Origin of the sequence: Bacillus sp. FSL K6-0042 (genome assembly GCF_038006685.1) — a bacterium.
GTDB classification, from domain to species: Bacteria; Bacillota; Bacilli; order Bacillales; family Bacillaceae_G; genus Bacillus_A; species Bacillus_A pseudomycoides.
Map to the genome: position 1 here is coordinate 4065890 of NZ_JBBOVS010000001.1, position 14537 is coordinate 4080426.

General features: G+C 36.7%; 13 protein-coding genes. 10 read left to right on the forward strand and 3 right to left on the reverse strand.

Annotation, left to right across the window (positions count from 1 at the left end; translation table 11 throughout):
- Positions 1 to 4: 4 nt before the first annotated feature.
- The 3 genes from pfkA (at position 5) to MHH45_RS20925 (ending at position 3395) form a co-directional block, all read left to right on the forward strand.
- Positions 5 to 964: a 6-phosphofructokinase gene (gene pfkA / locus MHH45_RS20915; protein ID WP_016116591.1), complete on the forward strand. Its 960-nt coding sequence runs from the start codon at positions 5 to 7 to the stop codon at positions 962 to 964.
- A gap of 53 nt (positions 965 to 1017) precedes the next feature.
- Positions 1018 to 2775 carry a pyruvate kinase gene (gene pyk, locus MHH45_RS20920; protein ID WP_016116590.1) on the forward strand — a complete coding sequence of 586 codons (1758 nt, stop codon included), beginning with the start codon at positions 1018 to 1020 and terminating at the stop codon, positions 2773 to 2775.
- Positions 2776 to 3005: 230 nt separating this feature from the next.
- On the forward strand, positions 3006 to 3395 hold the full coding sequence (locus MHH45_RS20925) for an FxsA family protein (protein ID WP_016116589.1): 390 nt from the start codon (positions 3006 to 3008) through the stop codon (positions 3393 to 3395).
- A 243-nt stretch (positions 3396 to 3638) separates the two neighbouring features.
- On the opposite strand, the gene ytvI is transcribed toward MHH45_RS20925, so the two are convergent.
- Positions 3639 to 4757, reverse strand: a complete 1119-nt coding sequence (ytvI, locus tag MHH45_RS20930; RefSeq protein WP_016116588.1) for a sporulation integral membrane protein YtvI — start codon at positions 4755 to 4757, stop codon at positions 3639 to 3641.
- 407 nt (positions 4758 to 5164) lie between these two features.
- Here ytvI and MHH45_RS20935 point away from each other — a divergent pair, with 407 nt between their 5' ends.
- From MHH45_RS20935 to MHH45_RS20955, 5 genes are all read left to right on the forward strand, one after another.
- Positions 5165 to 5626, forward strand: a complete 462-nt coding sequence (locus tag MHH45_RS20935) for a DUF441 domain-containing protein (RefSeq protein WP_003200968.1) — start codon at positions 5165 to 5167, stop codon at positions 5624 to 5626.
- 385 nt (positions 5627 to 6011) lie between these two features.
- The gene (gene citZ / locus MHH45_RS20940) at positions 6012 to 7160 is read left to right on the forward strand and encodes a citrate synthase (protein WP_003200970.1); all 1149 of its coding nucleotides are present in this window, start codon (positions 6012 to 6014) and stop codon (positions 7158 to 7160) included.
- 161 nt (positions 7161 to 7321) lie between these two features.
- A complete protein-coding gene (icd, locus tag MHH45_RS20945) occupies positions 7322 to 8614 on the forward strand; it encodes an NADP-dependent isocitrate dehydrogenase (protein ID WP_016116587.1) in 1293 nt (430 codons plus the stop codon).
- A 20-nt stretch (positions 8615 to 8634) separates the two neighbouring features.
- Positions 8635 to 9573 carry a malate dehydrogenase gene (mdh, locus tag MHH45_RS20950; RefSeq protein WP_016116586.1) on the forward strand — a complete coding sequence of 313 codons (939 nt, stop codon included), beginning with the start codon at positions 8635 to 8637 and terminating at the stop codon, positions 9571 to 9573.
- A gap of 216 nt (positions 9574 to 9789) precedes the next feature.
- Positions 9790 to 10263, forward strand: a complete 474-nt coding sequence (locus tag MHH45_RS20955; RefSeq protein WP_006096177.1) for a MaoC/PaaZ C-terminal domain-containing protein — start codon at positions 9790 to 9792, stop codon at positions 10261 to 10263.
- A 245-nt stretch (positions 10264 to 10508) separates the two neighbouring features.
- Here MHH45_RS20955 and MHH45_RS20960 read toward each other — a convergent pair whose 3' ends face one another.
- Both MHH45_RS20960 and MHH45_RS20965 read right to left on the reverse strand, forming a co-directional pair.
- Positions 10509 to 10649, reverse strand: coding sequence for a hypothetical protein (locus tag MHH45_RS20960; protein ID WP_170927927.1), 141 nt, complete (start codon positions 10647 to 10649; stop codon positions 10509 to 10511).
- 97 nt (positions 10650 to 10746) lie between these two features.
- Positions 10747 to 11070: a YnfA family protein gene (locus MHH45_RS20965; RefSeq protein ID WP_003200983.1), complete on the reverse strand. Its 324-nt coding sequence runs from the start codon at positions 11068 to 11070 to the stop codon at positions 10747 to 10749.
- Positions 11071 to 11241: 171 nt separating this feature from the next.
- Between MHH45_RS20965 and MHH45_RS20970 the strand changes: the two genes are divergently transcribed.
- Positions 11242 to 11958, forward strand: coding sequence for a response regulator transcription factor (locus MHH45_RS20970; protein WP_016116583.1), 717 nt, complete (start codon positions 11242 to 11244; stop codon positions 11956 to 11958).
- On the forward strand, positions 11951 to 13714 hold the full coding sequence (gene pnpS, locus MHH45_RS20975) for a two-component system histidine kinase PnpS (RefSeq protein ID WP_016116582.1): 1764 nt from the start codon (positions 11951 to 11953) through the stop codon (positions 13712 to 13714). The genes MHH45_RS20970 and pnpS overlap by 8 nt, the downstream gene beginning before the upstream one ends.
- Positions 13715 to 14537 lie beyond the last annotated feature (823 nt).

Below are 14537 nucleotides of genomic sequence, written 5' to 3' on the forward strand. Positions count from 1 at the left end.
ACAAATGAAACGTATTGGTGTATTAACAAGTGGTGGAGATTCACCTGGTATGAATGCTGCCATTCGTGCAGTTGTTCGTAAAGCGATTTTCCATGATGTAGAAGTATATGGTATCTACCATGGATACGCTGGATTAATTTCTGGTCACATTGAAAAATTAGAACTTGGTTCTGTTGGCGATATTATCCACCGCGGTGGTACAAAATTATATACAGCAAGATGTCCTGAGTTTAAAGACCCAGAAGTACGACTAAAAGGTATCGAGCAATTAAAGAAATTTGGCATTGAAGGAATTGTTGTTATTGGTGGAGACGGTTCTTACCAAGGTGCTAAAAAATTAACAGAGCAAGGATTCCCGTGTGTCGGTGTACCAGGTACAATTGATAATGATATTCCTGGGACAGACTTCACAATTGGTTTCGATACAGCATTAAACACTGTTATTGATGCAATTGATAAAATTCGTGATACAGCTACATCTCATGAACGTACATATGTTATTGAAGTAATGGGGCGTCACGCTGGTGATATCGCATTATGGGCTGGTTTAGCAGATGGCGCAGAAACAATCTTGATTCCAGAAGAAGAGTATGACATGGAAGATGTTATTGCTCGTTTAAAACGTGGTAGTGAGCGTGGAAAGAAACATAGTATTATCGTTGTAGCAGAAGGTGTTGGAAGCGCGATTGAGATTGGTAAACACATTGAAGAAGCAACAAACTTTGATACTCGTGTAACTGTATTAGGTCACGTACAACGTGGTGGATCACCAAGTGCACAAGATCGTGTATTAGCAAGCCGTCTTGGCGCAAGAGCAGTTGAACTGTTGATTGAGGGTAGAGGTGGACGCTGCGTTGGTATCCAAAATAACAAACTTGTTGATCATGACATTATCGAAGCGTTAGCTCAAAAGCATACGATTGATAAAGATATGTATCAATTATCTAAAGAATTATCCATCTAATTGGCGTAATATCGAATATTTGGGAACGGTTTCATAATTTTCGGAGGTGCAATATGCGTAAAACTAAAATTGTATGTACTATAGGTCCTGCTAGTGAAAGTATTGAGAAATTAGAGCAATTAATCGAAGCGGGTATGAACGTTGCTCGTTTAAACTTCTCTCATGGTAGCCATGAAGAGCACGGAGCACGTATCAAAAACATTCGTGAAGCTTCAAAGAAAACTGGTAAAACAGTTGCGATCTTACTTGATACAAAAGGTCCAGAAATCCGTACACATGACTTCGTAGACGGACAAGCTGAGCTTGTAACAGGTGCAGAAGTAGTTATCTCTACTGAGCAAGTATTAGGAACTGCAGAGAAGTTCTCTGTATCTTATGCTGGTCTTTATGAGGATGTAGACTCAGGTTCTCGTATTCTAATCGATGACGGCCTTATCGAACTAGAAGTAATCGAGAAAGCTGACGGAAACATCCGTACAAAAGTATTGAACAGCGGAACTGTGAAAAATAAAAAAGGTGTTAACGTACCAAACGTAAGCATTAAGCTTCCTGGTATCACTGAAAAAGACGTACAAGATATCGTCTTTGGTATCGAGCAAAAAGTTGATTTCATCGCGGCATCTTTCGTTCGTAAAGCAGCTGACGTGTTAGAAATCCGTGAATTGTTAGAAGCGCATAATGCACAATTCATTCAAATCGTACCAAAAATTGAAAACCAAGAAGGTATCGATAACATCGATTCTATCTTAGAAGTTTCTGACGGTTTAATGGTAGCTCGTGGTGACATGGGTGTAGAAATTCCACCAGAAGAAGTGCCGCTAGTACAAAAACGTCTAATCAAAAAATGTAACGTATTAGGTAAACCGGTTATTACTGCAACACAAATGTTAGATTCTATGCAACGTAACCCACGTCCAACTCGTGCGGAAGCAAGTGACGTAGCGAACGCAATCTTTGATGGTACAGATGCAATCATGCTTTCTGGTGAAACTGCAGCGGGACAATACCCAGTAGAAGCAGTAACAATGATGGCGAACATCGCAGTACGTGTTGAAAAATCATTGCAATACGAAGATATGTTCAAAAAGCGTATTAAAGAGTTCACTCCAACAATTACAGATGCAATTAGTCAATCTGTTGCACACACAGCGCTTGCTCTTGATGTAGCTGCAATCGTAGCTCCAACAGAAAGTGGATATACTGCAAAAATGATCTCTAAATATCGTCCAAAATCTCCAATCGTAGCTGTAACATCTGACGAGCAAGTGGGCCGTCGTCTTGCGCTTGTTTGGGGTGTAGAAGCGTTTATGGCTGGAAAACGTGCAGCATCTACTGATGAAATGTTAGATACTGCAATTCAAACAGTTATGGATGCAGGTCTAATCGGACTTGGAGATACAGTTGTAATTACTGCTGGTGTACCAGTTGCTGAAACTGGTACAACAAACTTAATGAAAATCCATGTTGTTGGTGAAGAAATCGCTAAAGGACAAGGGATTGGTCGCAAAGCTGCAAAAGGTAAAGTAGTTGTAGCGAAAACAGCTGCAGAAGCTGTAGCGAACGTAACGAAAGGTGACATCCTTGTTACAACAAGCACTGATAAAGATATGATTCCTGCAATTGAAAAAGCTGCAGCTCTAGTTGTAGAAGAAGGTGGCTTAACAAGCCATGCGGCTGTTGTAGGTGTATCAATCGGTATCCCGGTTATCGTTGGGGTAAACGGTGTGACAACGACTTTAAAAAATGGCCAAGAAGTAACAGTTGATGCGGCGCGCGGAATTGTTTATAATGGACATGCGGAAGTGCTATAAGAAGTAATATGGAGAGAAGGATCGGAGTCCTTCTCTTTTTTTAATTTAAATACAAAAACCATTCTGAAAAAAGAAATCTTCGGTAGTGGGAAAGGGATTTCATTTTTTGTTTGATGTTTTGTGGGTTGTTTTGAGGGCATGAGGAGATCGAGAGAGTCTAATTAGGCTGTTGTTAGGGTAGCGTGAGTATCTTGCTTCCTGTAAATAGTGTGATGAAGGAGGATGAGGGAATGAAGTGGCTTCTTTTTCTTTTAATTTTAATTCCTGCTGTTGAAATAACAGTATTAATTGGATCTAGTCATTTAATTGGTATGTGGTCGACGTTTGCTATGATCGTGTTTACAGGTGTACTTGGCGCTTATTTAGCAAAACGACAAGGGCTTATAGTATTAAAGGAGATTCAATTTCGGTTAAATAGAGGTGAAATGCCAGGAGATGCTGTATTAGATGGTATTTTTGTTTTTATAGGTGGACTTCTTCTTTTGACACCAGGGTATGTGACGGATGTAATCGGGTTTATTTTTATATTTTCGGTAACACGACAGCCGTTTAAGTTCATGATGATTAAATGGTTAGAGCGGAAAATAAGAAGAAACACGACAATTATTGTACAAAAATAACACTTGAAACAGAAATGTTGTAAGTGTTATTTTTTTGTCGAAATATAAAATGTATATTTATTCATTTGTAGAAAAAGGAAGAAAAGGGATTGATATTTATGTTTAAAATAGAATAAAAATACAAATACAAATACAAATGTATTATCGGTCGTATTATTTTATGCAAAAAACAAGGGAATCCCCCATTTATTATAGGAAATTCCCTTGTTTATTTTATTGCGAACAACGACTATTGTGGAAAATTTATTTTAATGGTGTGCCTTTAATAAACTTCCATAAATCATGAAATACATGAGCTTTGTGCAATGTGTTTAATAATACTAATGTGACTGGGCCAATGATTAATCCTAAGAAACCGTATAGCTTAAACCCAACGAATAACGCAATAAGTGTTGGTAATGGATCGAGTCCGATGTTGGATGATAACACTTTCGGTTCCATGATTTGTCTTTGAACAATGACAACAATATATAAAATAAGTAGACCAATTGCGAAAGCTGTGTCCCCTGTGAAAAATACATATATAACCCAAGGAACAAAGACTGCTCCCGTTCCTAAATAAGGAAGTAAGTCTACAATTCCTGTAATGATTGCGATTGTGATGGCGTATGGTACGCGCAAAATTAATAGTCCAATTAGTACGATGACGGTAGTCATAGATACAAGTGTGAGTTGTGCTTTTATAAATCCAAATAATGCTTTTCGTAAATCAACAAAAATAGTCTTTCCGTATCCGTGTATGCGATTTGGAAGTAATCGCTTTACTTTGTGAGCGAGTGTATGCCAATCAAAACTAATAAAGAAAGTCGCTAATAAGACGAAGACGAGGACTGTTAAAGTTGTTGGGAGTGCACTGATGAAATTTGTTAATCCACTTATAATGGCGGTTAACAGCTCTTTCATTTGTTTTGTTGCTTCCGTTCCTAGATTTTGAATGTTTTGTGTAATTGTATATTGTTGTGATTCACCAAGGTGATTAAATTTAGAAATTAAATCATCATATAAAGGCATAATATTATTGAGTGCAAATTGCTGTGCATACTGTACAATTGCTGGAAACTTCTCTGTGACGATTTGTAGTAAGTAAGTTGTGGCGGAAATCGCTTCTGTCACAAGATATGTAACAAGTCCGACGATGGCACCGAACACGAGAATTAAGCTGACGAGTACCGCTAAGGCACGAGGGAACTGTAGTTTTTGATTGAGAAAATTTACGACTGGATTAATCAAATAAGCAAAAGCTAATGCGATGATAAAAGGGTATATAAGACCTGAAACATACAAAATCGCATAAAACCCAATTGTTATTGCTAAAATGACAAATATAAGTCGCAATACGATATACAGTGAGTTTCGATTCAAAGGTGCTTACCTCCCATTCCAAATTGTATTTATGTTATAGTGGAATGATGGATTTATCCTGCTATTCGCGGGCAGTATGAATTACTTCAAGGTGTGAAGTGATCGGCGCGTAAAAGCTTGACGGTGAAGGCTAATCAATAGTAAATGTTTTCTCTGTACTGATTGACGAGAGCCTCACTTTACCTACTTTTTATTTTACTGGTTTCTTATAAGAAAAGAAAGAAGTGTGCTTTTCTTTCTCGGTAAATATAAAAACAACTTATTTTGGTCTTGTTTAGAGCGTTTAAGGTCTGCTGTATCATCTATATTGATTGATGAATACTCTTGCCTATATCGTGTATAACGATATGTTTAACAGCGATTTACTTTGTAAACAGGTTCATTATTTTCAGAAAGGAAGTGTAATCATGATTAGTCAATCAACGTTATTTTTATTCATACTACTTATTATTGGACTTATTGCTAAAAATCAATCGCTCACTGTAGCAGTTGGCGTTTTATTTTTATTAAAGTGGACGTTTCTAGGAGAAAAAATCCTTCCATATTTACAAACAAAAGGAATTAATCTTGGTGTAACGGTTATTACAATTGCGGTTCTTGTTCCGATCGCTACGGGTGAAATTGGATTTAAGCAGCTTGGTGAAGCAGCTAAATCATATTATGCATGGATTGCGCTCGCTTCAGGGATAGCGGTTGCTTTGTTAGCAAAGGGTGGTGTGCAGTTATTAACGAACGATCCTCATATTACAACTGCGCTTGTATTTGGAACAATTATTGCAGTTGCATTATTTAATGGAGTTGCTGTAGGACCATTAATTGGAGCTGGAATTGCCTATGCTGTGATGAACATTATACAGATGTTTAAGTGAAGAATTTTATAGTAATATAAAATTTTTGAATTCTTTCCATTCACAAAAGTCAGATAATTGTTTATAATAGAATTAGAAAACATGTAAAGGCTACATAGCAACGAAGACTTACACCAGATAAAATAAAAACAACATAAAATAATTTTCTGCTGACATTGTTTTATGTTGTTTTTATCATAAACTCTTCGAAACTAGTTTTCCTCACCATCTATTGTTCTAAGCGTGAGGATTCGGAGAGAAACTCACGCTCATGCTTTGATAAAGCAATGGAACAACGAGATGGGAACATCACAACAAATTTGCATGATCGTGCATTTTGCTTGCCTAAAGAGTGAACGGGCGTTCATAATTTAGAAGGGAAGCAAACAGATATAAGGGAGCAAGGTTGGGAGAATTTTCAGGAAAAGGAGAGAATGTCATGACTGTTATTCGAGGATTAGAAGGGGTAGTAGCAACAACATCATCCGTAAGTTCTATTATTGATGATACATTAACGTATGTTGGGTATAATATTGATGATTTAGCGGAAAATGCTACGTTTGAAGAAGTGGTATATTTATTATGGCACCGTAAACTTCCTAATGAAGAGGAATTAAATGAGTTAAAAGAAACTCTATCTGAATATTCTAAAGTTCCAAGTGAGATTTTATCATATTTAAAACAAGTAGATTTAAAGATTGCACATCCGATGTCTGTTTTACGAACTGCGATTTCCATGTTATCATTATACGATGAGAGCGCTGAATTAATGGATGAGAAGTCCAATTATTTGAAAGCGGTTAAATTACAGGCTCAAGTAGGGACTCTTGTTGCAGCGTATGCAAGAATTCGTAAAGGTTTAGAAGTGGTTGAGCCACGAAAAGATTTATCATTAGCTGCAAACTTTATTTATATGTTAAATAACCGCGAACCAAATGAAGTGGAAATTGAAGCTTTTGATAAAGCTCTTGTACTTCATGCGGATCATGAATTAAATGCTTCTACATTTACAGCTCGCGTTTGCGTTGCTACACTTTCAGACGTATATTCTGGTATTACAGCAGCGATTGGTGCTTTAAAAGGACCTCTTCACGGCGGAGCGAATGAAAATGTAATGAAGATGTTAAAAGAAATTGGCGAAGAAGAAAATGTAGAATCCTATATTCATAACGCACTTCAAAATAAGGTGAAAATTATGGGATTTGGCCATCGCGTATATGAGCACGGTGATCCTCGCGCGAAACATTTACGTGAAATGTCTAAGAAATTATGCGTGCTTTTAGGGGAAGAAAAATGGTATAATATGTCTATCAAAATCGAAGACATTGTTACAAAAGAAAAAGGTCTTCCACCAAATGTCGATTTCTATTCTGCTTCTGTTTACCATTGTTTAGGAATTGATCATGATTTATTTACACCAATCTTTGCGATCAGTCGTATGTCAGGTTGGTTAGCTCATATTCTAGAACAATATGAAAATAACCGCTTAATTCGTCCGCGTGCTGATTATAATGGACCAACGCATCAACGCTATGTTCCATTAGCACAACGATAAGTTAAAAACACTATTTAGATAGTGAAAATACGCTTTCAAAAATCTGATTTTTTTGCAAAGATGTAATGATTGGAATATTTTAATTTGACTAACGGTTTGAACTGAGGGGTTTATTCCCTCAGTTTCACACATATGAAATTTCAAACATGGGGGTTATCACAGTGACGACAGGAGAAAAAATTACTGTAACGAATGGTGTTATGAATGTACCAAACAATCCAATTATTCCTTTTATTGAAGGTGATGGAATTGGACCAGATATTTGGGCGGCAGCATCTCGTGTATTAGAAGCAGCTGTTGAAAAAGCTTATGATGGTGAGAAGAAAATCGTTTGGAAAGAAGTGCTTGCAGGGGAAAAAGCATTCAACCAAACAGGCGAATGGTTACCAGAAGAGACGTTAAATGAAATTCGCGAATATTTAATCGCGATTAAAGGCCCACTTACAACGCCTGTTGGTGGCGGCATTCGTTCTCTAAACGTAGCGCTTCGTCAAGAGTTAGACTTATATGTATGTTTACGTCCAGTTCGTTATTTTGAAGGTGTTCCTTCACCTGTAAAACGTCCGGAAGATACTGATATGGTGATTTTCCGTGAAAATACAGAAGACATTTATGCTGGTATTGAATATGCACAAGGATCTCCAGAAGCACAAAAAGTGCTTGAGTTCTTAAAAGAAACAATGGGTGTAAACAAAATTCGCTTCCCAGAAACATCAGGAATTGGTATTAAACCAATTTCAGAAGAAGGAACAAAGCGTCTTGTTCGTGCTGCAATTCAATATGCAATTAACGAAAAACGCTCTTCTGTTACATTAGTTCATAAAGGAAACATTATGAAATTTACAGAAGGTGCTTTCAAAAACTGGGGTTATGAAGTTGCGGAACAAGAATTCGGCGATAAAGTATTCACTTGGGCTGAATATGACCGTATTGTTGAAAAAGATGGTAAAGATGCAGCGAATAAAGCGATGACAGAGGCTGAAGCAGCTGGTAAAATCATTGTTAAAGATTCTATTGCGGATATCTTCTTACAACAAATTTTAACACGTCCGCGTGAGTTTGATGTTGTTGCAACAATGAACTTAAATGGCGATTATATTTCTGATGCACTTGCAGCACAAGTAGGTGGCATTGGTATTGCACCTGGTGCAAACATTAACTATGTTACTGGACATGCTATTTTTGAAGCGACACATGGTACAGCTCCAAAATATGCAGGTTTAGATAAAGTGAATCCATCTTCTGTTCTTCTTTCAGGAGTATTATTATTAGAGCATTTAGGATGGAATGAAGCTGCGAAATTAGTAACTGCTTCAGTAGAAAAAACAATTGCTTCAAAAGTGGTAACATATGACTTCGCACGTCTTATGGATGGCGCAACTGAAGTGAAATGTTCCGAATTTGCTGATGCCCTTATTAACAATATGGACTTAGCAGTAATCAAAAACGCATAATTCAGAGTGGGGGAGAAAGTATGACAATCAAACGCAAAAAAGTATCAGTCATCGGTGCAGGATTTACCGGAGCAACAACAGCGTTTTTATTAGCTCAAAAAGAGCTTGCAGATGTTGTATTAGTGGACATTCCACAACTGGAGAATCCAACAAAAGGGAAAGCGTTAGATATGTTAGAAGCAAGCCCTGTACAAGGTTTTGATGCTAACATTATCGGCACATCTGATTACGTAGATACTGCTGATTCTGACGTTGTTGTTATTACAGCAGGAATTGCACGTAAACCAGGTATGAGCCGTGATGATTTAGTAGCAACAAACTCTAAAATTATGAAAAGTATTACGAAAGATATCGCAAAACATTCACCAAACGCAATTATTGTTGTGTTAACAAATCCAGTTGATGCAATGACATATTCTGTATTTAAAGAAGCTGGATTCCCGAAAGAGCGTGTTATCGGTCAATCTGGTGTATTAGATACAGCTCGTTTCCGTACATTCATCGCACAAGAATTAAATCTTTCTGTTAAAGACATTACAGGATTCGTTCTTGGTGGCCACGGTGATGACATGGTGCCTCTTGTACGTTATTCTTACGCAGGCGGTATTCCATTAGAAACATTAATTCCTGCAGAACGCTTAGAAGCAATCATAGAACGTACGCGTAAAGGCGGCGGCGAAATTGTAAGTTTACTAGGAAACGGTAGTGCATACTACGCGCCAGCTGCTTCTTTAGTTGAAATGACTGAAGCGATTTTAAAAGATCAACGCCGTGTATTACCAGCTATCGCATACCTTGAAGGTGAATATGGCTATAGCGACCTTTACCTAGGTGTACCAGTAATTCTAGGTGGTAACGGAATTGAAAAAATTATTGAATTAGAACTTCGTGAAGAAGAAAAAGAAGCGTTAGATCGTTCAGTAGAATCTGTACGTAACGTTATGAAAGTTCTTGTTTAATACAAAATATATGTTAGAAAAAGATTCGGGGCCCCGAATCTTTTTCTACTATTTAGAGGATTATTTTTTTAAAATAATATGAAAACGCTATCATTAATTGTGTCCTACAATGGGAACATAGACTTATAATATACATTGCCCTCATTATAGTAGCGCTTCGGATAATATATTGCTTTTGGTAGGATAATAAAATAAAAATTGGAGGGGGATTGTAACATGTTAAAGAAAAAAATTCAAATTGGTCGTCGAATGGATGAGATTACAGTAGGAGAAAAGTTATCTATCACTGAAAAAATTGAGGATAAAGATCTGTTATTGTATTTAGGATTAACAAATGATTCAAATCCATTATATATTCAGCATGATTACGCATCCCAAACTCCGTATGAAAAACCAATTGTACCAAGCATTATGTTAACGGGTATGATTACAACGGCAGTTACGAAATATTTACCAGGTCCAGGCAGTCATGTTGTTAGGAAGGACCTGACTTTTGTGAAGCCTGTACATCATTATGAAACTTTGCAAATTCATTTTGAAGTTGTAGCAGTTGCGGGGGAAGAGCATACGATTGATATGCGTGTATTCGCTTATGATGAAAAAGAAGAAGTGGTTGTGAAAGGTGTACTAACAGTAGCGCCGCCTTACAAATCAGCTTCTATTTTAGAAAAAGCGTTGGATAATTTTTAATAATGAGTTAGTAAGAGTGTAATGAAAAATAGTGCTAACCTATTATATGCTAGGTTAGCACTATTTTTTTATCCCGCATTAACGGACAGTAACACTCCCACCTCAAAATTCAGCGAAAGCAAAGAAGTTAGGTGGGAGATGAACTGTCCGTAAAAGCCCGATTCGTTCAACTAATAATCAGTGGGGGATGAAAAAAAACCCCACTGATTAAAGTTTCACTTTATAGGATCGAATGTAAGTATAACTTAACTGAAAAAACCTTCTGCAAACCCTTCTGAGAAATCAGAGATGTCAGTTTGTAATGTTTCCCAGTTTGAAAAGCCGGCAGTAAAACCAACTATAAATAATAAAGCGAAGCCAGATAATACCCAATTTTTACGATTCATTTTGAATCCGCTCCTTAACAGTTTAATCTTTATATTAAAATTTAATTATATTGATTATTACATTTTAAGGAGATATAAGTTAAATGGGTACCTGTTTTTAGCCACGTGGCCAAAGAATAATAAACACACCGACAAGGCAAACAGCTGCACCAGCCCAATCGAACAAATCAGGTGTTTTCTTATCAACCATCCATCCCCATAATAAACTCATGAGAATAAATACACCGCCATAAGCTGCGTATACACGTCCGAAGCTAGAAAATACTTGGAATGTGGCAATTACACCATATAAACATAAAATGATTCCTCCCATTAGACCGAACCAGATGGAACCACCTTCCCGTATCCATTTCCAGATGAGATATCCACCACCAATTTCAGCTAGTCCGGCAAGAATGAAAATAACAGCTGCTTTAAACATGAATATGTACCATCGCTTTCTATTAGATATATTTTCCTATATAACTATAGCACAATCAAACTTAGTGAATGGACAATTCTATTGAGAGGAGAATTGTTTTCTAGTATGATGGGAATAGTGGGGAAATACTAGGATGAAGAAGGTTTCAAGTCTATAACTTGGAGGAAGAGAATGAGCAATCGAATTTTAGTTGTTGATGATGAGGAGTTTATTTTAACTTTAATTGAATTCAATTTGCAGCAAGCAGGATTTGAAGTGATAACAGCGATGGATGGTGAAGTTGCGCTTCATAAAGCAACAACGGAACGTCCAGATCTGATTATATTAGATTTAATGCTTCCAAAAATGGATGGTATGGAAGTGTGTAAAGAATTGCGTTTGCAGCGTATTATGACACCTATTTTAATGCTAACAGCGAAAGATGATGAGTTTGATAAAGTGTTAGGTCTTGAGCTTGGGGCAGATGATTATATGACAAAGCCATTTAGCCCAAGGGAAGTTGTTGCACGTGTGAAGGCGATTTTACGTCGTACGAAATTGCAAGATGAACCAGTTTCAGAAGTACAGGATGAAAATAGTATCAATATCTTTGATTTAAGAATTTTACCTGAATTTTATGAGGCGTATTTCCAAGGAGAAAAGCTAGAACTAACGCCAAAAGAATTTGAGTTACTTGTATATTTAGCAAGGAATAAGGGTCGTGTATTAACACGTGATCAGTTACTAAGTGCTGTATGGAATTATGATTTTGCCGGCGATACAAGAATCGTCGATGTTCATATTAGTCATTTGCGGGATAAAATTGAAAAGAATACGAAAAAACCAGCGTACATTAAAACAATTCGTGGATTAGGTTATAAATTAGAGGAGCCAAAGGGGGATGAATAAATTTCGCTCGAGGCTTCTCTTTACATTTGTTTCTCTTATTATTCTTATTTTAGTTGGACTAGGAGTACTTTTGGAAACGGTGTTTGAGAATTACTACATCGATCATGCGAAAGACAGAACGGTAAAAGAGGCAAGATATGTTGCTTCATTAGTAGAGGCAGAAGGTATTGATCATGTTCTAAAAGCGCCAAACGTATTTGAAAAATTAGAAGAACAAGTGCCGGTTTCGGTTATATTTACTGATGAAGAGAAGAAAGTCAAATATAGTAAAGGTAAGCAACCTATATTCGACCAAGCGACAATTGAGGAACTTTCCTCTGAAACAGCAAAACAAAAAAATAGAGTGATTACGAAGGAAACAGATGATAAAAATGTATTCCATCATGCGGTGTTTGTTCAAGATGCAGAGGGGAAGCAAGGGTACATCATTATAAAAAGTACAATTGCTCCTTTGAAAGATGTTCATCAAAAAACGTGGGGATTACTCATTGTAGGGTTTGTGATTGCTTGTCTTGTTGTTGTTTTTCTTGGTGTGAAAATTACAGGTCAATATATTCGTCCAATAGAGTCTGTTACGAAAGTAGCGATTGAATTAGCGAAGGGGAATTATAAGGCACGTGCTTATGAAAGTCATTCAGATGAAACGGGGATGTTAAGTAAGGCGATCAATATTTTAGCGCGTAATTTACAAGAAATGACGCTAGAGCAAGAAATGCAACAAGATCGTTTACATACACTGATTGAAAATATGGGAAGCGGTATGATCTTAATTGATAGCCGCGGTTATATAAGTCTTGTAAACCGTTCGTATAAAGAAATATTTCATGTAACGGATGAAGAGTATTTAGATCGTTTGTATTATGAAGCGTTTTTTCATGCAGAAATCATTGAACTTGTGGAAGAAATTTTTATGACAGAAGTGAAAGTGCGAAAGCAAATGTTGCTGCCACTTGGTATTGAAAGAAAGCACTTTGAAGTATATGGCGCACCAATTATTGGGACAAATCATGAATGGAAAGGGATTGTTCTCGTATTCCACGATATAACAGAGCTAAAGAAACTAGAGCAAATGCGAAAAGACTTTTTAGCGAACGTTTCACATGAACTAAAGACGCCAATTACTTCTATTAAAGGGTTTTCTGAAACGTTGCTTGATGGTGCGATGGAAAATCAGCAGTTTTGCGAGCATTTCCTGAACATTATTTTAAAGGAAAGCGAGCGTATGCAAGGCTTAATCGAAGACTTATTGGATCTATCAAAGATTGAACAACAAGGATTTAAGTTAAATATGGGTACTGTTGAGATGAAGGAATTGCTTGAAGAAATCAAAATGGTGCTAGAGAATAAATCACAAGATAAAGAAATTTCCTTACAAGTTGATGTATTGAGACGTGCTTCAGTGATAGGGGATCCAAGTCGATTAAAACAAATCTTTATCAATTTAGTTAATAATGCAATTGTATACACACCAGCTGGCGGTACAGTTTCTGTAAAGTTGTTAGAAGATGAACATAACGCCTATATAAAAGTATCTGATACAGGGATCGGAATTAGTAAAGAAGAAATCCCACGTATTTTTGAACGTTTTTATCGCGTAGATAAAGCGAGAAGTCGAAATACAGGCGGTACAGGCCTTGGGTTATCGATTGTAAAACATTTAGTAGAAGCGCATCATGGGACAGTTACTGTAGAGAGTGAAGTAGGAGAAGGAACAACATTTACAGTTGCTTTACCGAAATCGGATTTGGAGAAGTAATGGTAATGTGAAACCTTTATCCCACTATTCGCGGGCAGTAAGACCCCCACCTGAAAATTCAGCAAAGGAAAAGAAGTTAGGTGGGGGTCGGGCTGTCCGTAAAAGTCCGATTGGTGAGGGCTAATAATCAGTGGGTATGGAAAAAACCACTGATTAAAGTTTCACTTTATTGGATGAGAGCTATATAAATCCATTTTGATTTTTCGATATATAAGTCGTTGATATGAAAAAGGTGACCTACACTCGTTTTTTCTCTCTGCTTTAACTTGGCATGGAGCAGGAAGAGGGTCTGACCGTTTCTATGCATGGCCGGATGCTCTCTCTCGCCTAAAAAGAAAGGGTTTATGTCGGTTTCTTAATTTGGATTTATATAGTAAACGTTTGAACGGGATATATTTACATTATATTAACAATAGCTTCATTAAATATTAATAAAGTCCTGTTAATATAATACATGAAAACCCCTTCATCCAAGGAGTAATTTTGGACGAGAATAGGTGCTCTATTCTCGTCACTTCCCTTTTTGTGAAACTATAATATCTTTGTTTTTGAAATATCTCTATGTAACTTATATCAAAGTGTTATATCAATACGATAAGGTTATTTTAATTCATGAGATATTGTGACAGCATCTCCATTTTACATTAAATATATGTAGTAGGAAAAACCGTTATTTTTCTTCTCTCTCTTAGTCGTGTTAATATAGAGAGAAGGAAAAGACGGTTTTTTCTTTCTATATAAATCCATTTTGATTTTTCAATATATAAGTCACTGCTATGAAGAACAAAAGGTGACCTGCGCTCGTTTTCTCTTTTTGTTTTAA

Bases quoted from the DNA above. Each gene is read 5' to 3' on its own strand.
- MHH45_RS20925 (WP_016116589.1), top strand. From the start codon at position 3,006: ATGAAGTGGCTTCTTTTTCTTTTAATTTTAATTCCTGCTGTTGAAATA.
- MHH45_RS20955 (WP_006096177.1), top strand. From the start codon at position 9,790: ATGTTAAAGAAAAAAATTCAAATTGGTCGTCGAATGGATGAGATTACA.
- pyk (WP_016116590.1), top strand. From the start codon at position 1,018: ATGCGTAAAACTAAAATTGTATGTACTATAGGTCCTGCTAGTGAAAGT.
- pfkA (WP_016116591.1), top strand. From the start codon at position 5: ATGAAACGTATTGGTGTATTAACAAGTGGTGGAGATTCACCTGGTATG.
- MHH45_RS20960 (WP_170927927.1), bottom strand. From the start codon at position 10,649: ATGAATCGTAAAAATTGGGTATTATCTGGCTTCGCTTTATTATTTATA.
- MHH45_RS20965 (WP_003200983.1), bottom strand. From the start codon at position 11,070: ATGTTTAAAGCAGCTGTTATTTTCATTCTTGCCGGACTAGCTGAAATT.
- mdh (WP_016116586.1), top strand. From the start codon at position 8,635: ATGACAATCAAACGCAAAAAAGTATCAGTCATCGGTGCAGGATTTACC.
- pnpS (WP_016116582.1), top strand. From the start codon at position 11,951: ATGAATAAATTTCGCTCGAGGCTTCTCTTTACATTTGTTTCTCTTATT.
- MHH45_RS20935 (WP_003200968.1), top strand. From the start codon at position 5,165: ATGATTAGTCAATCAACGTTATTTTTATTCATACTACTTATTATTGGA.
- MHH45_RS20970 (WP_016116583.1), top strand. From the start codon at position 11,242: ATGAGCAATCGAATTTTAGTTGTTGATGATGAGGAGTTTATTTTAACT.